This is a genomic window from Halomonas sp. TP35 (assembly GCF_052375975.1).
GTDB classification, from domain to species: domain Bacteria; phylum Pseudomonadota; class Gammaproteobacteria; order Pseudomonadales; family Halomonadaceae; genus Vreelandella; species Vreelandella citrativorans.
In genome coordinates this window covers 16,880-38,642 of record NZ_JBQSUZ010000011.1, presented here as the reverse complement: position 1 = coordinate 38,642, position 21,763 = coordinate 16,880, and the positions used below count along the sequence as shown (strand labels likewise).

The window sequence follows — 21,763 nt, the reverse complement described above, 5'->3', positions numbered from 1 at the left end:
GAGAGCGCCTCAATGTCACAACTTAAAGTATTTGCCGATCAAGACCCGAACAACGCGCTGGTCGATATTACCGACGGAGAGCAGATCAAGGCCGAACTCAACCGTGTAGGCGTGCTATTTGAGCGCTGGGCAACGCCGGGCGAGATCGCCGACGACGCTACCCAAGACGATATTCTGGCGCTCTACCAGGACGACATCGAACGCTTGAAAACCCAAGGCGGCTACCAGACGGTAGATGTGCTGCACATGGTGCCTACGCATCCTGAAAAGGATGCCATGCGCCAGAAGTTTTTAAACGAGCATCGCCACTTTGAGGACGAAGTGCGCTTTTTCGTGAAAGGCCAAGGGCTTTTCTGCCTGCATATCGAGGACAAGGTGTATCAGGTGCTGTGCACCCGCAACGACCTGATCAGCGTGCCCGCCAATACACCGCATTGGTTCGATATGGGCCCCGCGCCTGAATTTACCGCGCTGCGTTTCTTCGACAACGTAGAAGGCTGGGTACCCCACTGGACCGAGAGCGATATCGCCGGCAAGTTTGACCGGATTGATCAGCTGTAAATATCGGCAGTAACAAAAAGGACGCGGGTTCAATTCCCGCGTCCTTTTTGGCGCTGGCCTCAGGCTTTTTGTGCTTACCACATCCCCTGCCACGGCAATTGACTTTCCACCCCCCTTTACCGATGATCTTGCGCCCTTCACAGCGTATGCCTACCAAGGAGAAACGTCTTGCAAGCGAGCGTACTTGATATCCAGGGGATTCATAAATCCTTTGGGAACAATCAGGTCTTGCGTGGCATTGATATGCGTATCAGTGCTGGCGAAGTCGTCGTATTGATGGGCGCCAATGGGGCGGGCAAGTCAACTCTGGTCAAGGTGCTTAGCGGCTACCACGCGGCCGACCACGGCCAGATGCGGCTTGCCGATGCGCCCTACTGCCCACGCGATGCGCATGAGGCGATCCACCAGGGCGTGGTGACCGTACATCAATCCATCGATGACGGCGTCATCCCCGACCTGGACGTAGCCAACAACCTGATGCTGGATCGACTAGCCTCCGGTGCGCACGGCTTATGGGTCAGCGCTAAAAAGCTCCGCCAGCAGGCAAGCGAAGTCGCCGATGCCATGGGTCTTGACATCGATCTGAACGCTCGCGTTGCCGACCTTTCGGTGGCCGACCGGCAGATGATCAGCATCGCCAGAGCCATGGCCCACGCCCCCAGACTTTTGATTCTGGATGAGCCGACCTCGTCACTCTCCGCTACCGAAGCCGAGCGCTTGTTTACGGTGATCGTCCGTTTGCGCGCCCAGGGCGTGGCGATTGTGTATATATCGCACCGCATGTCCGATATCAGGCGCTTGGCGGATCGCATCATCTGCTTGCGCGATGGGCAGATATCCGGCGTATTTGATCAAGCGCCGCTGGATCTCACCGCCGCCGTGCATGCCATGCTGGGTCAGGCGATCAATAATGCCGATATTGAGCCGGCAACACCGGGCGCGCCTATCCTGACGCTACAAAATGTCGAACTGACTCAAGGCGCGGCGCCGGTCAGTTTGAACGTGGGTGATGGCGAAGTTGTCGCGTTTACCGGCCTGCTGGGCAGTGGGATGTCGGCGCTTGTCGAGACCCTGTTTGGGCTGCGCTCTTTAAGCAGCGGTACCATGCAGGTCGATGGTCAGCCCTATGCGCCCGCCAATGTACGCGAAGCGCTTGCCCGGGGCGTGTTCATGTCGGTAAAAGACAGAGCGACCAACGGCGTGATTGGGGATTTCAATATCGCCGACAATATGACACTGCCGTTTTTAAAAGCCTTTACCCGTGGGGCGTTTCTGAGTGCCCGCCAGCAGCGCGCCAGCACAGAGCAAATGATTGCCCAGTTGGGGATTGTCTGCCAATCCCACGCAGATGCGATTGGCACGCTTTCCGGGGGCAATCAGCAAAAGGTCATGATCGGGCGCTGGCTTCAATCTCCCAGCCGCGTGTTACTGCTGGATGAGCCCTTTCAAGGCGTGGATATCGGGGCACGGCAGGATATAGGCCGCCATATCCGGGCAACCGCCAAAGGTCGCGCAACGCTGGTGTTTGTTTCTGAACTAGACGAGGCGATTGAAATCGCTGATCGAATTATTGTGTTACATGAAGGAGCCATTGCTGGTGAGCAATCCAACCGAGATATCGACCTCAACGTCCTCGTCGCCCAGGCCTCCGGAAAAGCCTAATGCTAGCGCCGCGAAAGCTCGCTGCCTGGAGCTAGCCATTCGCTACGGTTTCTTGCTTCTGCTGGTAGCGCTGGTGGTTTACTTCAGCCTGGCGGCCTCTGGCTTTGCGAACCCGCGTTCGGCGGTATTTGTACTTCAGTCTGTGGCGATTACCGGTATTCTGGCGCTGGGCGTGACCACCACGCTAGTGGTGGGCGGGTTTGATCTATCCATTGGTGCCGTGGCCACCACGTCGTTGATGCTGGCCGCGTACTGTATGGTCGTCCTCGAACAGCCCGCCTATGTGGCCGTGGCTGTGTGTCTTTTGATGGGGGCTTTCATCGGGCTTATTAACGGTCTTCTGATCGTCAAGTTCCGCATCCCTGACCTGCTGGCCACCCTGGGCATGATGTTTTTGCTGATTGGCCTTCAGCGCATTCCTACCCAGGGCAACTCTATCGCCACCGGTATGTCGCTGGCCGATGGTTCCACCGCAGAAGGCACGTTCTCGGCGGCGTTTCTGTGGCTGGGCAGGCACCGCTTTGATCTGATTCTGGAGCGCTTGATTCCGGTGCCGGTAGTGGTGTTTGTATTGATTGCAGTCGCTATCTGGCTGTTTTTAGGTTTTACCCGTCACGGTAGGCTGATGTATGCCATTGGCTCCAACGAGCGTGCGACCGCTCTGGTGGGCGCGCCGGTGGAGCGTTACAAGATCACGGCGTACATGATTTCTGGTGTTACCGCCTCGATTGGCGGTATTTTGCTGGCAGCCCGTTTAGGCCGGGGCGATATTGCCAGCGGCAATAACCTGCTGCTGGATAGCGTGGCCGCGGCGCTGATTGGCTTTGCCGTACTGGGTGCTGCACGCCCCAACGCGTTTGGCACCGCCATGGGCGCGCTTTTTGTGGGGATTCTTCTTCAAGGCATGACGATGATGAATGCGCCCTACTACACGCAGGATTTTGTTAAAGGCGCGGTACTGGTGGTGGCACTCATGTTCACCTTTTACCTCTCCTCACGGCGTGGCCAATCAGGCCGTCATTAATACACGCTACTACTAAAACGTCAGTAACCGAGACACTATTATGCTTAAACACGTCATGCTCAAACGTTTTGCTGTCAGTTTTACCGCCGCCATGGCGCTACTGGGAACGAGCCTTGCAACGGCCGAAGAGCGCCCGGCACCCTTTGATGCGCCGGAAGATGTCACCATCGCGCTTATCCGCTATATCTCCACGGGCGACTTCTTCCAAGCCTATCTGTCGGGTGTAGAGGCGCAAGCCGCTGCGCTGGGCGTGAACCTGCGCGTGCTGGATAGCCGCCAAGATGCGGCCCTGCAGGCAGATATGGTGGACCAGGCTATCGCGCTCGGCGTAGATGGCATCATCATTCAGCACGGACTGCCGGAGTCCATGAAAGATGCCGCTCAGCGCGCCGTAGAGGCGGGCATTGATGTTGTCGCATTCGATGTGGAAGTGGATAACCCCGCCATCCCGCAAGTCGAGCAGTCCGATTATCTACTGGGCGAGTTGGTGCTTAACCAAGCGCTACAGGATAACGGTGACAGCTTTACCGCAGGCTATGTTTACGTACCAGGTATCGCGCCGCTTGATCGCCGCAACGCCGCTTGGGAAGATTTTAAAGAAGCTCACCCAGGTGTGACCGAAGCCGCCGTATTCGGCACCCTGGATAACCCCATCGCCAACTCGGTTGCCAATCAGGCCCGCGCGGTGATTCAGGCCAACCCGATGATTGATGTGTTCTTCGCGCCCTATAATGAGTTTGCAGCAGGCGTGAAAATAGCCGTGGATGAAATGGGCCTGGGTGAGGATATCGCTATTTATTCCGCCGATATCTCCACCTCCGACATTGCCGCCATGCGTGAACCCGGCTCGCCCTGGGCCGCAACGGTTGCCACCAACCCAACCGTGGTGGGTGAAGTCTCGGTACGTACGCTGGCGCTATTAATGGCCGGTGAAGCGCCCGGTCAGCAGGTTATCGTGCCGCCCACGCTGATTACCCAAGACTTCCTGAACGATAACGCTATCACCAACATGGAGACGCTGGGTGAAAATATGCCGCAGTTCTCCCATGCTGAGGTAGTACTGGCTGATTGGCTGACCCTGCCTGAGCGTTAATCCTGGACAGTGGCAAACCACCAGACATTCAAAAGCCGCGGGCCTAGTGTCCGCGGCTTTTTTATAGCACGTCTTTTATAGAATGCCGTTTATAGAACATCCTGGCGATTATACGCCTGAGCCAGTTCAATAAGCGCAGGTACCTCACGAGCCGCGTCAGGGTTCATTATAAGCGCCTGGCCCATCAACACATTGCGGGCTTCTAGCCGGGCGCGCAGGGCAGTATCTTCGATCTCTTCGAAGTCGGCGTTATGGGCCAGTGACAGCACCCGGCGGTGCATCTCGATACCGCAGTAGGCCAGCGCATCCAGGCGAATCTCATCCAACAGCGCATCGCAAGCGTCGTCCGCACTGTTGCCCTGCTCTTCAAACAGCGCCCTGGGGAACAGAATGCCGGTGCGCTCGGTTTGCCATAAGTAACGGAACTCGGCATCAAAGCTTGTGAAGCACGCCTCGATTACTTCGAGAATCCACGCCTGATAAGTAGCCAGAACGTTATCCTTGCGGTGGGCAGGCTGGCTGAAGTACGCCATCAGGAAGTTGGCTACGGCCATTCCCAGATCAAACGCCATCGGCCCGTACTGGGAAAACTCAGGGTCGATCACGCGCACGTCGGTATCGGTCGCCATGATCGAGCCCGAGTGCAAATCACCGTGGAGCATGGTTTCAGTGTTGGCAGTGAACTTCATCAATAACCGCTGAACCTTGGCTTTTAAGCGCACATTGCGGCGCAGCTCGTCCACCACCGGCGAAAGTTCCGGCGTGTGGTGGTTCATCTCGGCGCCGTAATAAGGGTCGGTGAACACCAATGATTCGGTAATCGCAGGAATCGCCACGTTACCCGAAAACAGCCCCACATCCTGCTTCTTCTCTGGGCTTGGCAGAGAAAGCTCCGAACCACGAAACGCCGTGCGTGCGCAGAACTGGCCGATGGTTTCCCCCAGGTGCGCTACCCGTTCACCTTTAATCAGCTTACGGCGCAAAATCGTGTGCGGGTAAAGATATTCCATCACAAACAGGGCCTGGGGCTTATCGAAATAAAACACCTCCGGCGCAATGTTGGGGGCACGCTTGGCCTGGCGCACCAGGGCGTAATACTCAAAATGGGCGCGGTAAAGCGGCAGCGGCCAGCTTTCGCCCACCATACGAACGTAGGGCAGCGCCTGCTTGACCACCACGCTACCTGCTGTGCCCGTCACGATAAACACCAGGTTCAGGTTGCCATCGCCCACCTCACGAATTTCCCAGCTCGCGGGCTCGCCGCCTACCCGGCTGGCTACTTCGTGTACATCACCCAGCCGCGTTGCCAGCGTATCAACGGTTAGCGCTTCGTAACGCAAGGCCGCTTCTGATTGACCGTTTTCCACAGCGTGCTCCTCAAGCAAATTTTTTGGGTATTTGTCATCACCTGAGAGCCAATGTCAAATAGATACCAGCGCCTGTCGGCTGCGGCTACCTCGCCGACCACCTTAATACCTGCTCATATCAAACTGTTCATATCAAAAACCTAACGCCCTGTGCGGCAAGAGGGCTACGCAATCGGTCGGGGAGCGCCACGTCGGTAATCACCGCGTCATAATCGGCTAGTTGCCCCGCCGCACAGCGCAGCGGTAAATCAAACTTGGTGCTATCCAGCACCAGAACGCGAAAGGCTGCATTAGCCAACAGCGCTTCACGGGCCATAACCTCATCGTCGTTGTAATCGAAAAGGTTGCCGTGAGCATCCATGCCGCCTACAGAGACAATGCCTACATCCGCCCGGTAGCGTTGAAAAAAGCGCCACGCGTCGCCACCAATCACGTCCTGGTCCCGGCGACGTACCCGGCCACCCGCCACTACCATCTCACACTCCATAGCGGATAGTTTGATAAGCGCATGAAGGTTATTGGTCATGATATGCAGGCCCTTTTTATCGTGCAGCGCGTCGGCGAGCTGCTCAACGGTGGTGCCGGTACCTAGAAAAAGCGACTGATGGTGCTGAATCAGCGAAGCGGCCTGGCGCGCAATATGGCGTTTTCCGGTTTCGTTAACGATCTGGCGCTGGTCGTAGCCGATATTTTCACGGTCGGGAAACGGCAGCACCTCGCCGTGGCGACGCAGCACCATCCCCTTCTCGGCAAGAAAGCGAATATCGCCGCGCAGCGTTTGTACTGACACCCCAAACTGACCGGCCAGCGCCTCCAGCGAATGGCGCCCCTCCTGGCGCACCCGATCAAGCAGCGCTCGGCGACGCTCGTTTAAGCCTTTCATTCCGCACTCATCTCCCTCTTTTTTATTAACGAAAGACTTTCCGATGCTTACGAAAGCTCTCCTCCTTCAAACGAAAGGGTAGTGTCACGATGTTGTAAGGTGATGACAGTAGTGTGAGCAGGGTCAACTCACTGGAGACCTTCTGATGCTTAAGCGCTCACTCTGCACCGCCATTGCTCTTACCACCACGATGGCAAGTTTGGCTCTTTCGGCAAACGCCGTTGCCGACGACAAGCTCGTGCTCTACACCAGCCAGCCCAACAGCGATGCCCAGCAAACGGTCGATGCCTTCCAGGCAGCCTATCCGGATATCGAAGTGGAGTGGGTACGCGACGGCACCACGCGGTTGATGACCCGCCTGCGCTCCGAGCTTTCCGCCGGGGTCAGTAACCCGGATGTGCTGCTGATCGCCGACAGCATGACCATGGAGTCGTTAAAGCAGGAAGACCAGCTTCAGGCGTATTTGAGCCCTAATCGTGAAGCCTTTGATGCCGAGCTTTTTGACCCCGAAGGTTTCTACTACGGCACCAAGCTGATCACCACCGGTATCGTGTATAACACCAGCGCTGACGAGCAGCCGCAAAGCTGGCAAGACCTACTCAAGCCCGAATATGAAGGCTTAGTGACCATGCCAAGCCCGCTTTACTCGGGCGCTGCACTGATCCACATGGCGGCGATTAGTGAAAACCCTGACTTGGGTGAAAGCTATTACGATGCACTACATGACAACCGCACCGAGGCACAGGGTGGCAACGGCGGTGTGTTCAACGCAGTGGCGGCGGGCACTAAGCCTTACGGCATCGTGGTGGATTTCCTGCCCATCCGCGAAGCGGCCAAAGGCTCGCCGGTCGAGTTTGTCTTCCCTGAAGAGGGTGTGAGTGCGGTCACCGAGCCCGTCGCTATTATGGCAGGCGCCAAGAACGTTGATGCGGCACAGAAGTTTGTCGACTTCGTACTCTCGGAAGAGGGCCAGCAGTTGGTCAGCGAGCAGGGGTATCTGCCTGCCCACCCAGGTGTTACGCCGCCAGAAGGCTTCCCCGCCCGCGACACCATCGAGCTGATGCCTGTTGATATCGCCCAAGCGCTTGAGCAGGAAGAAGCCCTGAAGCAGCGTTTTAGCGACCTGTTCGGCGGCTGATCATGTCACCGAGTCTTACCCAAGGCAGCCAGCATCGCTGGCTGCTTACCCTTTTGACGCTTACCGTCGTCCTGCTGAGTCTGGCGCCTAGCCTGCGCCTTTTAGTAGAAGCGTTAAGCGATTTGACACAAGGGGGCAACGCGCCGCTATGGCGTGTGCTTCAATCAGCGAGTACCTGGCGGGCGCTGTGGCACAGCCTGTATACCTCGGGGCTGGGCATGCTGATTGCCCTGGCGCTGGGCAGCCTATTTGCGTTCGTGATCACCCTCACCGACATTCGCGGCAAGGCGTGGCTGGTGTTCTGCTTTATGCTGCCGATGATGATTCCACCCCAAGTCACGGCACTTAGCTGGCTTCAGCTATTTGGCCCGGCAAGCCCGTTACTCAAAAGCATCGGCATGGCGCCGCCGTTGGGCAGCCCGCAGCCGCTCTACTCGGCGGAAGGCATCGCGCTGCTGTTAGGTATTCAAAGTGCCCCGCTGGTGTTTCTAGCGCTGCGCACCTCGCTACTTTCTCTGCCCCGCGAGCTGGTCGAAGCCGCCCGCATCAGTGGCGCCCGGCAAAACCAGGTATGGCGGCATATTGTACTTCCCGTGACGAGAAGCGGCCTGGTCGCAGGTGCCGCCATGGCGTTTATCTCCAGCCTGGGTAACTTTGGCATCCCGGCCATGCTGGGCATTCCGGCGGGCTACTATGTACTGCCTACGCTGATCTATCAGCGCATGGCCAGTTTTGGCACCGGCGTACTGGCTGAGATGGCGGCCCTTTCGCTGCTGATTGGCGTGCTGGCGCTGGTGGGTGTGGCGCTTCAACAACATTGGATGGGCCGCAGCCGTTTCGGGCTGGTAGGGCATAGCGGGCGCGCCCATGATTTCTCACTCGGCCGCTTTCGTGCGCTGGTCACGGTGCTGCTGGTCATCGTGTTGCTGGTCATTCTTGTCGCTCCGCTGGTGGCGCTGGTAGTCAGCTCGCTGGTGCCAGCCATGGGCGTACCGCTTAATGCCGATACCGCCACTCTAAACGCCTACCATGAAGTGATTGGCCGCCAGGGCGCTACGTGGCGCGCCATGCGCAATAGCTTCTGGCTTGCCGGTGGCGCAGCCGTGGTGCTCATGCTGTGCAGCCTGCCGCTGGCCTACCGCCTCCAGCGGCTTCCAGCGCGCCTGCAAAACCTGACACTGAGTATTATCGAGCTGCCTTACGCCCTGCCCGGCGTGGTACTCGCGATTGCCTGCATTCTGCTGTTCGTGCGGCCACTGCCCATTATCAACGTCGCACTATACGGCACGCTGGGGCTGATCTTCGTGGCTTATCTGGCGCGTTTTCTGGTGGTATGCCTAAAGCCGGTCAGTGCAAGCCTTGCACAGCTTGACCCTTCGCTTGAAGAAGCCGCTCAGCTCGCCGGTGCCGGCCCTTGGCGCCGCCTTGCCACTATCGTGATGCCGCTGATTGCGCCCGCGCTGTTTGCCGGTGGACTGTTGGTATTTCTGCTGGCCGTCAACGAGCTGACCGTTTCGGCGCTTCTATGGAGTGCGGGCAACGAAACCCTGGGCGTGCTGATTTTCAACCTTGATGAAGGCGGCGAAAGCGTTCTGGCCTCAGCGGTATCCGTGCTGGTCGTGCTGATGGTCGCTTCACTCATGCTCTCGCTTAGCCTTCTGGCCCCGCGTTTACCCAAAGGAGTCGTGCCATGGCAGGGCTAACCCTCAAGCAAGTCACCAAGCAGTTTGGCGAACACAACGCCGTGGATGGGCTTTCATTAACGGTTGAACCGGGCGAGTTTGTCGCCCTGCTCGGCCCCAGCGGCTGCGGAAAAACCACCATGCTACGTATGCTGGCCGGGTTCGAGCAGGTCAGCGGCGGTGAAATCCATCTGGGCAATCAGCTTCTAGCGAGCGAGCAGCACCACGTGCTCCCCGAGCAGCGCAATATGGCCATGGTGTTCCAATCCTACGCGTTGTGGCCGCATATGAGCGTGGCCGATAACGTCGGCTACCCTCTTAAACTACGCGGCGTGCGCGGGGCGGATTATCAACGCCGCGTTGAGCAGGCGCTTGCTCTGGTGGCACTTGGGCCCTACGCCCAGCGCACACCGCAGGATTTAAGCGGCGGCCAGCGCCAGCGCGTGGCACTCGCCCGCTGCTTGGTCACCGACCCGTCAGTAGTGCTTTTGGATGAGCCCCTAGCGAACCTGGACCGCCACCTGCGCGCATCCATGGAGCATAGCTTTGCAGATTTTCACCGCCGCACCGGCGCTACCATGGTGTACGTCACCCATGATCAAAGCGAAGCCATGGCGCTGGCCGACCGTATCGCGGTGATGCAGGCGGGCAAGCTGGTGCAGTGGGCCACGCCCGAAACGCTCTACCGCGAACCGCGCACATCCTGGGTGGCAAGCTTTATCGGCCAGGGCAGCCAGTTAATGATAAGCACCGGCGCACCGGGCAGGCGCCTCAGCGGCAGTGAGCTGATGCAAGGGCTGACGTCTCCCGCTTCCCAACGCCATCAGGCAGTGCTGGTGCGCCCGGAGCATATTCAGGTGCATCCCGAGGCGCCCAGCCAGCAGGATTTAACCGCCCGCGTCGAGCGCCAGACCTTTCGTGGCGAGCGCTATGAGATTCACCTGCGCATGAGGGATGGCGCAACGCTGCTCGCCTATCATCCCCACGCGCTCAAAGAGGGCCAGCAGGTGGCGCTAACGCTATTGGAAGGCTGGTGTCTGGAGCCCGACCAATGAACGCCAGCATCAACATATTAAGCGGCCTGGGCGATAAAGGCCCTGCAGCCATGGTGGTGGAAGACAACGGCAAGCGGCTTCTGTTGGATGCAGGCGGCGCGCTGCACCCGGGCGAGCCAATTACCTGGGCTCGCGGGCTTGATGTCGATGCGGTGATTATCAGCCATGACCATATCGATCATATTGGCGGCGTCAGCGAGCTACCCGCGTCGCTTCCGCTTTACTGCACGCCGCTGGTTGCTCAGGCACTTCCCAACGGGCGCGCCTGGCAACCGTTGCCCGAGCGCGGTACCTGCCAGATTGCCGGTATTCCGGTGACCACCGGCCAGGCGGGCCATTCGTTGGGCGGGGTATGGATTCACCTGGATGTCGAGGGCGGCATTTTCTACAGCGGCGACGCCTGCTTTGAGTCCCGGCTATTTCCGTTTGATACGCCGCCACCGGCGCGCATTGCGCTACTGGACGCTTCTTATGGCACCTACGATCAACCCCAGCAGGCATGTGTGGACGCCATCAGCGAACACTTGTGCCGCCCGCTGGTTTTTCCGGCACCTGAATCAGGCCGAGCGCTTGAGATGGCGCTCTGGCTAGCCGAAGAAGCGGATGCTCGCGGGCTGCCGCTCGCCATTGATCCGATTATTCGCGCCAACCTGCAAACCCTACTGGCGCTCCCCACGACGCTTCGCCGCTCCCATTCGGATGACAAAATAGAAGCGCTTCTGGGGCGCCCCGATGCTTCCCAGCCAAGCCTCAAGCTGATTAGCGACCGGGACGACACCGCCGCCACGTGGCCAGGCTTTCACCTGCTGCACACCGGTTATCTGACGCCTTCGCGCTGCGCCGAGCTTACCGCTGGCGACATCCTCTGGCAGCGCTGGAATGTGCACCTACGCGCCTCGCACCTGGTTGCGCTTGCCGATCAAGTAAACGCCGAACGTGTGGTGCCGCTGTTTACCCACTTATCCGAACCGACTCTTAGCGCCTGGCGCGCGTTACTCGGTGCGCGCCTCGCCACGCAAAAGATGCTGTTTTTAAATACTCACGCCTTGAATAACAGGAGCCTTGCATGACCCACGCCGTGATTGTCGATGTTGACGGTACGTTAGCTGAATTTCACCCCACGAAAGTACACGAATGGGTGTTAGGCCCTGCCAAGCAGTGGGACCCCTTCTTTGCGTTTATGGCCGAAGCGCCAGTGATCGAACCGGTCGCCCGGCTGGTGAAACTATTGAAAGCCCAGGGCCAGCAGATCATCATTTGCAGCGGCCGCCCGGACACTCACCGCGAACATACCCACGAATGGCTGACGCGCAACGCCATCCCGTTTGACGCCATGTACCTGCGCCCGGATGGCCATGACCACGTGGACGATGAAGCCGTCAAAGAAGCCCTGCTCAGCATCATGCGTGAAGACGGTTTTGAGCCCTGGCTGGTGCTGGATGACCGCGATGCAGTCGTTGCTCAGTGGCGCGCTCTAGGCCTTACCTGCCTGCAATGCGCCCCGGGTGATTTTTAACCAGGCGCGCTAAGCCTGCAGCTACATTACTAAAACGCCTCTGCTGCTTTATCCTGATCGTTTAATATCCCAATCTGACTCCTTCTGCTTTCTCCGCTACCCAGCACTTGGCTCTGGGTAGCGGCACGGGCGTTGCTTTTCAAGCATCAAAATATGTTATAACATAACAATAAATAAAAACGCCGTCTCTTTTCCCTCCCATTTGGCTAAAGGCGACGTTTACGTTGGTGGAACAACTTATTTGGGAATTTTCATGAACCTCATTCGCTCAATGCTGGTGGCGGTATCCGGCCTATCAGCCGGCTATGCCATTGCTGACACGACAGCTGACACGACGGGCTATCCGCTAACGCTGGATAACTGCGGCAAGCAGATTAGTTTCCCAGCAGCGCCTAACGGTACGGTCACCATTGGTCAGTCGGCGACCGAGATTCTATATGCCTTGGGGATGGGCGATCAAGTGTTGGCCACGTCCGTATGGTTTACGCCGGTGTTGCCTCCGTTTAGCGAGCTGAACGCCTCCGTTGAACGCATCGCCGATAACGACCCAAGCTTTGAGTCAGTGGTCAATAAGCGCCCCGAGCTTGTGGCCGTGCAGTACGAATGGCATGTCGGTGCCACGGGCAGCGTGGGAACACGTGAGCAGTTCGACGATCTGGGGATCGCCACATACATTATGCCCGCCGACTGCGATACCAAAGACAACACTACCGGAGGCGACGGCATGCGTACCGCGGCCTTTTCGCCTGATCACGTCTACAAGGGCATTGCCGAGCTTGCCGAAATCTTCGATATGCAACCGGCTGGGGAAGCGCTGATTGAAAGCCTTGAAACCCGTGAAGCCGACGCGGTGGCTACCGCCGCCCAGCTTGATCTACCGGACGATCTTTCCGCCGTGTTCTGGTTCTCTTCGCCGGATACCGGCGTTGCCCCCTTTGTCGCAGGTCAGCTGGGCGCACCCGGCTATATGATGAAGACGCTGGGAATACGCAACGTCATCCAGTCGGATGAGGAGTGGCCCACCGTCGATTGGGAAACCATTGCCCGCGCCAACCCGGACGTGATCGTCATCGCACACATGGACCGGCGCCGCTACCCCGCTGACGATGTGGCCGCCAAGCGTGCATTTCTTCAAAGCGACCCTGTCACACGTGAAATGCAGGCGGTTCAAAACGGCCATATCATCGAGATGGATGCCCACGCCATGAGCGCAACGATGCGCACCATTTTCGGTCTCGAAACGTTAGCGGATGCCCTGTCGGGAATGTCCTTCGAACGATGAGTACGGCATCTGCGCTAACCATACGGCCACGCTTTCAGGTTCGTGGCCACTGGTTCTGGCTGGCACCACTGATTCTTTTCTCGGCGCTAATCGCCGGAACCGCGATTGGCGAGACGTCGATACCTGTGGAAACGGTGCTCAAGGTGCTCGCTAACCGGCTGTTGGGGGCAAGCTATCCTGTCGACCGAATCGATGCCGGGATTATCTGGAGCTACCGGCTTAGCCGCGCAGTCGTCGCCGCGTGCTGTGGTGCCGGGTTGGCGCTGTCCGGGGTCGTGCTTCAGGCGCTGCTGCGCAATCCGCTGGCCGACCCTTACCTGATGGGGATTTCCGCAGGTGCGTCGACCGGCGCTGTCTTGGTTGCCGTTGCCGGGTTTGGTGCTGGCGTCGTTACTCTCTCGGCAGGGGCCATGGTCGGGGCCATCGCGGCGTTTGGGATGGTGGTTATACTCGCCTACGCAGCGTCGGATAGCCGGGGCAGCGGAACACAGGCATCCAGCGCAATCATTCTGGCCGGTATTGCCGGGTCGAGCCTGTTTAATGCGTTGACGGCGTTTATCATCGCCAAATCAGCCAGCGCCGAGCAGGCACGTGGCATCATGTTCTGGCTGATGGGGAATCTTTCCGGCGTTCGCTGGGACAACGCCCTTCTTGCCGTACCCACCGCGCTTGTCGGCCTGCTGATCTGCCTCTGGTATCGACGAACCCTGGACGCCTTTACCTTCGGCACCGACAGCGCGGCGTCCATGGGCATTCCCGTGCGCCGTGTGCGGGGCATTCTGATCGCCACCGTCGCGCTGATGACCGCCGTGATGGTTTCCATGGTAGGTGCCATCGGCTTTGTGGGGCTGGTCATTCCTCATGCCATGCGTTTTCTAACGGGGAGCCGCCATACCCGCTTGGTGCCCGCATCTGCCTTGGCGGGCGCGGTATTTTTGATCGGCGCTGATGTGGTGTCCCGCGTGCTGGTTGCCGGGCAGGTACTGCCCATTGGGGTCGTCACGGCACTGGTCGGCGCGCCGGTTTTCGCTTTGATACTAATTCGCGGAGCAAGATCACGATGAAACTCGCGGCCGAACATGTGAGCTGGAAAGTTCAGGGGCGTACGTTGCTGAAGGATGTCAGCTTTGAAATTGCCGCTGGTGAAACCTTTGGGCTGATCGGGCCGAACGGCTCGGGAAAAACGACACTGCTACGCCTGTTTGCCGGCCTTCAAAAACCCAAAGTGGGGCGTATCCGGGTCGGCGAGCAGGATATGGGCCGTATGCGCCAGCGCGACATCGCACGCTCGGTGGCCCTGGTCGAGCAACAGGCCAACACAGCCGAGCGCATCAGTGTTCATCAGGCCGTATCGCTCGGCCGGACACCCTTTCTTTCGCCGTTTCATCCGTGGTCCGAGGAGGATGAGGCGATCGTCTCACACGCGCTGGCGGATGTGGGTATGCAGTCAATGGCTGAGCGTCTCTGGCATACGCTTTCCGGCGGCGAGCGCCAGCGCGCCCACATCGCCAGAGCCCTGGCCCAGCAGCCTAGCGTATTACTGCTGGATGAGCCCACCAACCATCTGGATATCCGCCACCAACTCTCGATTCTTCAGCTGGTCAGGCAGCTCCCCATCACGGTGGTGATTGCTCTGCACGACCTCAATCAAGCCATGGACTGCGACCGTATTGGAGTGATCGAAGGCGGGCGACTGGTCGATCTGGGGTCGCCTCGGCAAGTGCTAACGTGTCGTCGGCTGCGCCAAACCTTCGGCGTGCATGCCGACATTCTTGAAGACCCCATTGGGCAAGGGCAAATCATGCGCTTTCGCCAAGCCGTTTAAAGCACGCTATTTGCTGAGCTTCTTGCACCGCTGCTCGGCCCGTTTAATGGTGGCGATTTTTTCGGGCCGTTTCATGGATTTCCAGTGGCGGATCTCCTCTATGCTTCGCCCACAGCCGGTGCACATGCCGCCCTTCAACTGACAGGCGGATATGCAGGGGCTATCGATTTTCTTGGCCATCAGTGCCTCACACTTCGCGCGCGCAGACGGCGCTGCCAGTCACCACCATGGGCGCGCTGGCACGCCTGTTCACTATCGAAGTCGATGTGCGGCGTGATGCTATCCAGCACCACACCCGCCTCAGCCAAAGCGCTGGCCGTGAAGTCATGCAGGCGCTGTTTGGCATCGCCCTTTAGCGCTGAGGCTAAATGGGCATCGGTATCAAATACCCAGATAACCACCAGGCTTTCGGGGAAGTGCTGGTAGTCCACGCAGTGAGTTAACCAGACGAACCCAACCACCTCGACCTTGGCCTGCTCACAGACTTCAGTCAGCGAAGCAACAAGCTGGCGCTCCAGCTTGCCGCGTTCCCGTTTAGCAATCATTCAACCACCTGACGTAACAAATAGAATAATATAACTATGTTATAACATTTTAAGAAAGAAGAGGCGCGTTTGCCCGCCGCTGCCATGCCAGCAGCACCATAGGCAGTAACGAAACAGGAATCAGCAGCGCATTGAGCGTTGCCCAGCCTAGGGTGTTAACCAACGGCCCCGCCAGTAGCGCCGTCAAGGCCGCCGTACCGAATACCAGAAACTCGTTGGCCGCCTGAGTGCGTGCCTTATCTGCCGGTTGATAGCTTTGCGTCAATAACCCGGTGGCGGGCAGGAAGGTGAAATTCCAGCCAAGCCCCAGCAGGATCAACGCAGCGTTAAAGCCCGCTAGCCCGGCATCAAACTGTGCGGCAATTGCGCTTGCCACCAGCAGTAAGCAGCCAGCGCTAATCATGCGTGGGGCACCAAAACGAGCCGTCAAATGGCCGGTAAAAAATGAGGGCAAGAACATGGCAACCACATGCCACTGAATAGTAGTGGCGACATGGTTAAAGTTGTGCCCGGCCCCTTCCATCGCCAGCGGTGTTGCGGTCATGGCCAGATTCATCACGCCGTAGCCAATGGCCGCCGCGCTAACGGCCAATAGAAAACCGGGCTGGCGCAGGATAGCCGACAAGGGCTTTTTCTCCCCCTCTACTGCCTGCACAAAAGCGACCGGCAACCGCGTACAAAGCAATATGCCAAGTGCCAACACGTAGAGCACGCCCAGCCCGACAAAGCTGCCCAAAAACGGCGTCTCGCTCAGCTCGCGGCTAAAGCGGGCAAGCCAAGGGCCCGCAAATGCCGCCAACACCCCACCGCCCATCACTAAACCAAGCGCTTTATCACGCAGTGCCGTGGGGGCTGCCTCAAGGGCCGCAAAGCGGTAGAGCTGCCCAAAGCCAATGCCGATGCCAATCAGCCACGTCGCCAGCAGGAACAGCCCAAAACTTTGCTGGCGTAGCGCTGCAATGGCCACGGCTGTACCTATCAAGCCGATAAGATTGCCCAGCACAAACCCACGTTTACGCCCCAGCCGCCCCATGATCAGCGAGGCGGGAATGGTGGCGCACATCAGCCCCAGCCACTGGCTGGCCACTGGCACAGTGGCCCAGTTGGCGGTAGGTGCCAGCGAGGCGCCAATGAGGGGCGACACGGCGATCAGCAGGATATTACCGCTGACCAACAGCGCCTGACACAGCGATAACAACGTAACGGTTAATGGCATGGCGATGGCTCCAAAGGCGTAGGCACAAGAGTAGGCGTGAGGGTAGACGCAAGGGTAGAGGTAGACTTAGCCGCCGCGCCAAAGCGCTGACGATAAACAGAAGGGGAAACACCGTAGTAACGTTGAAACTGGCGGCGCAACTGCTCGGCGCCGCCCAGGCGCCAACGCTCAGCTAACCGCTCAAGAGATACCGTTTGATGCTCATCCAACAGCGCCAAACGCGCCTGCTCCAAGCGTAGCTGGGTCAAATAAGTAACCGGCGTCGTGGCTAAGTGGCGCTTGAATAGCCGGGTAAGGTGACGTGGTGATACGGCCATTAAGGCCGCCATACTTTCCAGCGAATGTGCCCCGCCAGGGTCGGCATGCAGATGATCCAGCAAACGACGCAACGGGCCAGCACCTTGCTGGTAGCGTAGAAGTTCGCTGAACTGCGACTGCCCGCCGGGGCGATGCAGAAACATCACCAGTTCTCGTGCTACCTGCCCGGCAAGGGCAGCGCCGTGGTCAGCCTCTACCAGCGAAAGCGCCAGATCGATACCGGCCGTTATCCCGGCGCTGGTGTAGCGATCACCGCTTTGGATATACAGCGCATCAGGCTCAACATTAAGCGCGGGGTACTCCTCGGCAAGCTGGTCGGCATGGCGCCAATGGGTAGTGACGCGCTTGCCATCTAAAAGCCCGGCGGCAGCAAGCAAGAAAGCCCCTGAGCAGATAGAGCCTAACCGGCGCACTTGAGACGCCAGCTCACGTAAAAGAGCCAGCACGTGCGGGTCTTGGCGTAACGCCATCACACCGCTGCCGCCTGCAATGAGTAACGTATCCAATGGCAGCCGGTGGGGAAGTTCGGCATAGGTGTGGCTGGCGTACACCGCCAGGCCGCCGTTGGTCATTACCGGCCCAGGTGCATCGGCGACCAGGGTCAAGCGGTACAAGGGTTCCGGGCTTAGCGCGTTGGCGCTGGCAAACACCTGCCAGGGGCCGCTGACATCCAGCAATTGGCAATCGGGGTAAGCCAATAAGGCAATATGGCGCGTCACGTTCTCTCTCCAGATCGTTAATAGGGAGAGTTTCCGCCGAGTTCGACGTGTCGGCAAGGACCATTACCCCACCGATACGGACATTACCTACCCCGGCTGGCTGATCGGCGCTTCCATACGGCGCACGCTGGCCACAAAGTCGCTGAATCGCTCGCCCTGAATCAGCACGTGGTCGCATAGCGCCTGCTCAGCCAGTGCGGCATCGCCTTGGGTAATGGCATCGACAATGGCCTGGTGCTCGCTCAAGGAGTTATGCATGCGCTGGCGAACCTGCAATTGCAGGCGACGATAGGGCTTTAAGCGCTGTTTTAACTGACGAGCTTCGCTGGCTAGAAACGTATTGTGGCTCGCCGCATAAATGCAGTCATGAAACGCTTCGTTTTCGTAGTAGTACTCATCAGTATCGCCCGCGTGTGCCGCTGCTTCACAGCGTTTATGGGCCGCCTGAAGCTCTGCCAGCTCCGGGTCACTAATGCGTCGAGCCGCCAGGCGCCCGCACATGCCCTCAAGCTCGGCCATGACTTCAAACATCTCGATTAACTGGTCGATGCCGACCTTGGCCACAAACGTGCCTTTTTTCGGTGATACGGTGACCAAACCGCTAGCCACCAGTTGCTGGAAGGCTTCACGCACGGGCGTGCGAGAAACATTAAACGTTCGCCCTAGCTCGTCCGGGTCGAGCCGTTCACCTGGCACCCGCCGCCCATTAATAATGTCATCTTCCAACGAGTCCCTAAGCCGTTGAGCGTTGGAACGTTTGCTCTCAGCCATCTGTTCCCCCTTAAATAAGCAGCGTACTTACCGATTTTTATTGTGATGTTCAATTGACATTAGCACAATTAACGGTTATTGAAATATATATCAGATATTCTGATGAACACCTAACGATCTTCCAAACACACAACAACAAATGTTGGAGACGTAATATGAAACGCTATGTATTTTCTACCCTGACCGCATTGAGCCTCGCAATTCCCGCAAGCTATGCAAGCGCCGATACCGTGCTGCGTGCCTCTCACCAATTCCCGGGTGGGCAGGGCGATGTTCGCGATGAAATGGTGCAAATGATGGCTCGCCACGTGGCTGAGGCGGATGTCGGACTGACCATCGAAGTCTACCCCGGCCAGTCGCTTTTCAAAGCCCGTGAACAGTGGGGCGCGCTTACCCGTGGGCGCTTGGACATTACCTCGCTGCCGCTTGATTACGCGAGCGGCCGGCACCCTGAATTTTCCGCTACCCTGATGCCCGGCCTGGTGCGTAACCAGGCGCACGCCCAGCGGCTTAACGACTCGGAATACATGGAATTAATTGAAGCTGTCATTCTGGATGGGGGCGCCCGCGTTCTGTCCCATGCCTGGCTGTCGGGCGGTTTCGCGTCCAGCGAGCAGTGTATTACCTCCCCCGACAGCGTATCCGGCCAGAACATTCGCGCCGCGGGCCCGGCATTTGAAGAGATGCTGGAAGCCGCTGGCGCCTCCATTGCCTCCATGCCCTCCTCTGAAATTTACACCGCCATGCAGACCGGTGTACTCGACGCCGCCAATACCTCTTCCATGTCGTTTATCTCGTTTCGGCTTTACGAGCAGGTTGATTGCATAACCCAGCCAGGCGACTTCGCACTGTGGTTCATGTACGAGCCGATCCTGATTTCCGAGCAGGTGTGGCAAGGCCTGAATGAAGAGCAGCAAACAGCTCTGATGGAAGCGGGCAAAGCGGCCGAGCAGTTCTTTGCCGAAGAAGCGGCAGCCATTGATCAGGAGATGGTCAATGTTTACGAAGAGAACGGCGTAGAAGTGGTCAGTATGAGCGAGGAGGACTACAACGCGTGGCTCGCTATCGCCCGTGAAACCTCTTACAAGAATTTTGCCAATAACGTCCCTAATGGCCAGGCCATCATCGATGCGGCGCTAGCCGTCGAGTAAGCACTTACCTTCAGCAATCTGTGGCCATTTGCCTGTATTGGGCGAATGGTCCGGTTCGATTGACGCCTGCTTAGCTTGATGAGGGAACTATGGCAACTTCAACTACGCACCCCCCTGCCGCTCGCGGTGGGGCTCTCGGCAGCTACATACGGCTGATGGACAGGCTGTCACGCCTGTTTGCCTATCTGGCCTGCGCCCTGTTTGTTGCGGGCGTACTGGTGATTTGCCAGATGGTCTTTATTCGCTACGTACTGGGCATGAGCACCAGTTGGCAAACCGAGTTCACCGTATTCTCAGTGACCGGCGCCATGCTGATGGGCAGCCCCTACGTACTCATGACCGGCGGCCATGTCGCCATCACTATTGTCCCCGATGCGCTGGGCGGTATCGCCCAGAAAGCCATGCGCCTGGTGGCCTCGCTTTTTGGCCTGGCCTTTTGTGCAGCGCTTGCCTACGCCTCCTGGGTGTATGTACTGGAAGCCATACATGGCAACTGGACCACCGGCTCGGTCTGGAACCCGCCGCTCTGGCCGGCGCTTATGCCCATGGCATTAGGCGCTTCGCTATTGGTATTGCAATACGTGGCTGAAATTCTGCGCGGGGAGCACTGAGCATGGACCCAATTACCTTAGGCATTATTGTAGCCATCGCGCTGATTGCGCTCATGGCCATTGGTACTCCTATCGCCTTTGCACTGGGCGGCGTTTCGCTGCTGGCGCTACTTTATGATCGCGGGCCTTCCGAGATCACCTACTTTGGCGAAACGTTTTTTGACCGCATTGCGGAGTTTGGCTTTGTCGCCATTCCGATGTTCATTTTGATGGGCGCGGCTGTCGCCTCATCACCGACCGGACGCGACCTTTATCGCTCACTCGACTTATGGATGGGTCGCTTACCGGGCGGCCTGGCAGTCTCCAATATAGGTGCCTGCTCCATCTTTGCCGCCCTTTCGGGCTCGTCTCCAGCCACCTGTGCGGCAATTGGTAAAATGGGCATTCCTGAGATGCGCGTGCGCGGTTATCCGGATGGCGTAGCGGCAGGGTGTATTGCCGCGGGCGGCACTCTGGGCATTCTGATTCCACCATCGGTTACCATGATTATCTACGGTATCTCCACCGAGACGTCTATTGGTCGGCTGTTTATCGCCGGTGTAGTGCCAGGCTTTATGCTCGCGGGGCTGTTCATGATCTGGACAATAATCGCCTGCAAAATGGCCGGCGGCTATAACAACCCATTGGCGGAGTCTGCCGAGCGCCTGAAGCAGACGGTTAAACACAACATCGATAGCAACTTGAAGGCGTTAGTGCGTGTTCTGCCTTTTCTAGGCGTGGTGGCGGGTATTTTATTCGCGCTTTACGGCGGGGTAGCGACACCCTCGGAAGCAGCGGGCGTAGGCGCCTTCTTATGCTTGGCGCTGGCCATTTTAATCTATCGCATGTGGCAGCTGGGCCCGATCAAACTGATCATGCGCGACTCGCTGCGCGAAAGCGTGATGATCATGCTGGTGATCGCTACTGCCGAAGTATTCGCCTACGCACTTTCCTCAATGTTTATTACCCAAACCGTGGCCGCCGCCATTGCCGACATGGAAGTCAACCGCTGGGTGTTGATGGGGATAATCAATCTCTTCCTGCTGGTGGCCGGTTTCTTCTTGCCGCCCGTAGCCGTGATCGTGATGACCGCGCCGATTCTGCTGCCGATTATCATTGCCGCCGATTTTGACCCCTACTGGTTCGCAGTAATCCTGACTATCAACCTGGAAATTGGCCTGATCACCCCGCCTGTGGGGCTGAACCTATTCATTATCAAAGGTATCGCGCCGGATATCTCGTTGCGTGACATTCTAATGGGCAGCCTGCCCTATGCGTTATGCATGGTGCTGGGCATCCTGTTGCTGTGTCTCTTCCCGGGCATCGCGCTGTGGCTACCTAACGTGATAATGGGTTAAGGAGTTA

Annotated in this window: 22 protein-coding genes; 15 read left to right on the top strand and 7 right to left on the bottom strand. The window is 58.2% G+C overall.

The annotated features are described in order from the left end of the window. The first annotated feature begins 12 nt into the window (after nucleotides 1-12). The 4 genes from ACT3RU_RS13005 (at nucleotide 13) to ACT3RU_RS12990 (ending at nucleotide 4,340) form a co-directional block, all read left to right on the top strand. A complete protein-coding gene (locus ACT3RU_RS13005; RefSeq protein WP_192527879.1) occupies nucleotides 13-561 on the top strand; it encodes a 1,2-dihydroxy-3-keto-5-methylthiopentene dioxygenase in 549 nt (182 codons plus the stop codon). Nucleotides 562-729: 168 nt separating this feature from the next. After that, on the top strand, nucleotides 730-2,223 hold the full coding sequence (locus ACT3RU_RS13000) for a sugar ABC transporter ATP-binding protein (RefSeq protein ID WP_192527878.1): 1,494 nt from the start codon (nucleotides 730-732) through the stop codon (nucleotides 2,221-2,223). Beyond that, nucleotides 2,159-3,247 carry an ABC transporter permease gene (locus ACT3RU_RS12995; RefSeq protein ID WP_217883891.1) on the top strand — a complete coding sequence of 363 codons (1,089 nt, stop codon included), beginning with the start codon at nucleotides 2,159-2,161 and terminating at the stop codon, nucleotides 3,245-3,247. The genes ACT3RU_RS13000 and ACT3RU_RS12995 overlap by 65 nt, the downstream gene beginning before the upstream one ends. Nucleotides 3,248-3,287: 40 nt before the next feature. Further along, on the top strand, nucleotides 3,288-4,340 hold the full coding sequence (locus ACT3RU_RS12990) for a substrate-binding domain-containing protein (RefSeq protein WP_225733856.1): 1,053 nt from the start codon (nucleotides 3,288-3,290) through the stop codon (nucleotides 4,338-4,340). An 89-nt stretch (nucleotides 4,341-4,429) separates the two neighbouring features. On the opposite strand, the gene mtnK is transcribed toward ACT3RU_RS12990, so the two are convergent. Together mtnK and ACT3RU_RS12980 are read right to left on the bottom strand one after the other, a co-directional pair. Further along, on the bottom strand, nucleotides 4,430-5,707 hold the full coding sequence (gene mtnK / locus ACT3RU_RS12985; RefSeq protein WP_192527877.1) for an S-methyl-5-thioribose kinase: 1,278 nt from the start codon (nucleotides 5,705-5,707) through the stop codon (nucleotides 4,430-4,432). A gap of 127 nt (nucleotides 5,708-5,834) precedes the next feature. Continuing rightward, entirely contained in the window at nucleotides 5,835-6,590 is a 756-nt protein-coding gene (locus tag ACT3RU_RS12980; RefSeq protein ID WP_192527876.1) for a DeoR/GlpR family DNA-binding transcription regulator, read from the bottom strand. Between the two features lie 145 nt (nucleotides 6,591-6,735). Between ACT3RU_RS12980 and ACT3RU_RS12975 the strand changes: the two genes are divergently transcribed. From ACT3RU_RS12975 to ACT3RU_RS12940, 8 genes are all read left to right on the top strand, one after another. Then, on the top strand, nucleotides 6,736-7,728 hold the full coding sequence (locus ACT3RU_RS12975; RefSeq protein ID WP_192527875.1) for an ABC transporter substrate-binding protein: 993 nt from the start codon (nucleotides 6,736-6,738) through the stop codon (nucleotides 7,726-7,728). Nucleotides 7,729-7,730: 2 nt separating this feature from the next. Further along, nucleotides 7,731-9,431 (top strand): ABC transporter permease, encoded by a 1,701-nt coding sequence (locus ACT3RU_RS12970; protein ID WP_192527874.1) that lies wholly within the window; start codon nucleotides 7,731-7,733, stop codon nucleotides 9,429-9,431. After that, on the top strand, nucleotides 9,419-10,465 hold the full coding sequence (locus ACT3RU_RS12965) for an ABC transporter ATP-binding protein (RefSeq protein WP_192527873.1): 1,047 nt from the start codon (nucleotides 9,419-9,421) through the stop codon (nucleotides 10,463-10,465). Before ACT3RU_RS12970 ends, ACT3RU_RS12965 begins: the two co-directional genes overlap by 13 nt. Continuing rightward, complete coding sequence (locus ACT3RU_RS12960) at nucleotides 10,462-11,535, top strand: MBL fold metallo-hydrolase (protein ID WP_192527872.1); 1,074 nt, start codon at nucleotides 10,462-10,464, stop codon at nucleotides 11,533-11,535. Before ACT3RU_RS12965 ends, ACT3RU_RS12960 begins: the two co-directional genes overlap by 4 nt. Next, nucleotides 11,532-11,981, top strand: a complete 450-nt coding sequence (locus ACT3RU_RS12955) for a phosphatase domain-containing protein (protein ID WP_192527871.1) — start codon at nucleotides 11,532-11,534, stop codon at nucleotides 11,979-11,981. The genes ACT3RU_RS12960 and ACT3RU_RS12955 overlap by 4 nt, the downstream gene beginning before the upstream one ends. A 253-nt stretch (nucleotides 11,982-12,234) precedes the next feature. Further along, nucleotides 12,235-13,263, top strand: a complete 1,029-nt coding sequence (locus ACT3RU_RS12950) for an ABC transporter substrate-binding protein (protein ID WP_192527870.1) — start codon at nucleotides 12,235-12,237, stop codon at nucleotides 13,261-13,263. Continuing rightward, nucleotides 13,260-14,327: a FecCD family ABC transporter permease gene (locus ACT3RU_RS12945; protein ID WP_192527869.1), complete on the top strand. Its 1,068-nt coding sequence runs from the start codon at nucleotides 13,260-13,262 to the stop codon at nucleotides 14,325-14,327. The genes ACT3RU_RS12950 and ACT3RU_RS12945 overlap by 4 nt, the downstream gene beginning before the upstream one ends. Beyond that, nucleotides 14,324-15,088 carry an ABC transporter ATP-binding protein gene (locus ACT3RU_RS12940; protein WP_192527868.1) on the top strand — a complete coding sequence of 255 codons (765 nt, stop codon included), beginning with the start codon at nucleotides 14,324-14,326 and terminating at the stop codon, nucleotides 15,086-15,088. Before ACT3RU_RS12945 ends, ACT3RU_RS12940 begins: the two co-directional genes overlap by 4 nt. A gap of 6 nt (nucleotides 15,089-15,094) precedes the next feature. On the opposite strand, the gene ACT3RU_RS12935 is transcribed toward ACT3RU_RS12940, so the two are convergent. From ACT3RU_RS12935 to ACT3RU_RS12915, 5 genes are all read right to left on the bottom strand, one after another. Next, entirely contained in the window at nucleotides 15,095-15,268 is a 174-nt protein-coding gene (locus ACT3RU_RS12935; RefSeq protein ID WP_087111050.1) for a DUF1289 domain-containing protein, read from the bottom strand. Beyond that, complete coding sequence (locus tag ACT3RU_RS12930; RefSeq protein WP_087111048.1) at nucleotides 15,268-15,633, bottom strand: hypothetical protein; 366 nt, start codon at nucleotides 15,631-15,633, stop codon at nucleotides 15,268-15,270. Before ACT3RU_RS12930 ends, ACT3RU_RS12935 begins: the two co-directional genes overlap by 1 nt. A 49-nt stretch (nucleotides 15,634-15,682) precedes the next feature. Then, the gene (locus ACT3RU_RS12925; protein WP_192527867.1) at nucleotides 15,683-16,849 is read right to left on the bottom strand and encodes an MFS transporter; all 1,167 of its coding nucleotides are present in this window, start codon (nucleotides 16,847-16,849) and stop codon (nucleotides 15,683-15,685) included. Beyond that, a complete protein-coding gene (locus ACT3RU_RS12920; RefSeq protein ID WP_192527866.1) occupies nucleotides 16,840-17,886 on the bottom strand; it encodes a GlxA family transcriptional regulator in 1,047 nt (348 codons plus the stop codon). The genes ACT3RU_RS12925 and ACT3RU_RS12920 overlap by 10 nt, the downstream gene beginning before the upstream one ends. 87 nt (nucleotides 17,887-17,973) lie before the next feature. Beyond that, nucleotides 17,974-18,657, bottom strand: a complete 684-nt coding sequence (locus tag ACT3RU_RS12915) for a GntR family transcriptional regulator (RefSeq protein WP_192527865.1) — start codon at nucleotides 18,655-18,657, stop codon at nucleotides 17,974-17,976. A gap of 155 nt (nucleotides 18,658-18,812) precedes the next feature. Here ACT3RU_RS12915 and ACT3RU_RS12910 point away from each other — a divergent pair, with 155 nt between their 5' ends. The 3 genes from ACT3RU_RS12910 to ACT3RU_RS12900 all read left to right on the top strand — a co-directional run bounded on the left by ACT3RU_RS12910 (nucleotide 18,813) and on the right by ACT3RU_RS12900 (nucleotide 21,756). Continuing rightward, nucleotides 18,813-19,808: a TRAP transporter substrate-binding protein gene (locus ACT3RU_RS12910; RefSeq protein ID WP_192527864.1), complete on the top strand. Its 996-nt coding sequence runs from the start codon at nucleotides 18,813-18,815 to the stop codon at nucleotides 19,806-19,808. Nucleotides 19,809-19,897: 89 nt separating this feature from the next. Further along, a complete protein-coding gene (locus ACT3RU_RS12905) occupies nucleotides 19,898-20,419 on the top strand; it encodes a TRAP transporter small permease subunit (protein WP_087111039.1) in 522 nt (173 codons plus the stop codon). 2 nt (nucleotides 20,420-20,421) lie between these two features. Continuing rightward, a complete protein-coding gene (locus tag ACT3RU_RS12900; protein WP_192527863.1) occupies nucleotides 20,422-21,756 on the top strand; it encodes a TRAP transporter large permease in 1,335 nt (444 codons plus the stop codon). The last annotated feature ends 7 nt before the right edge of the window (nucleotides 21,757-21,763 follow it).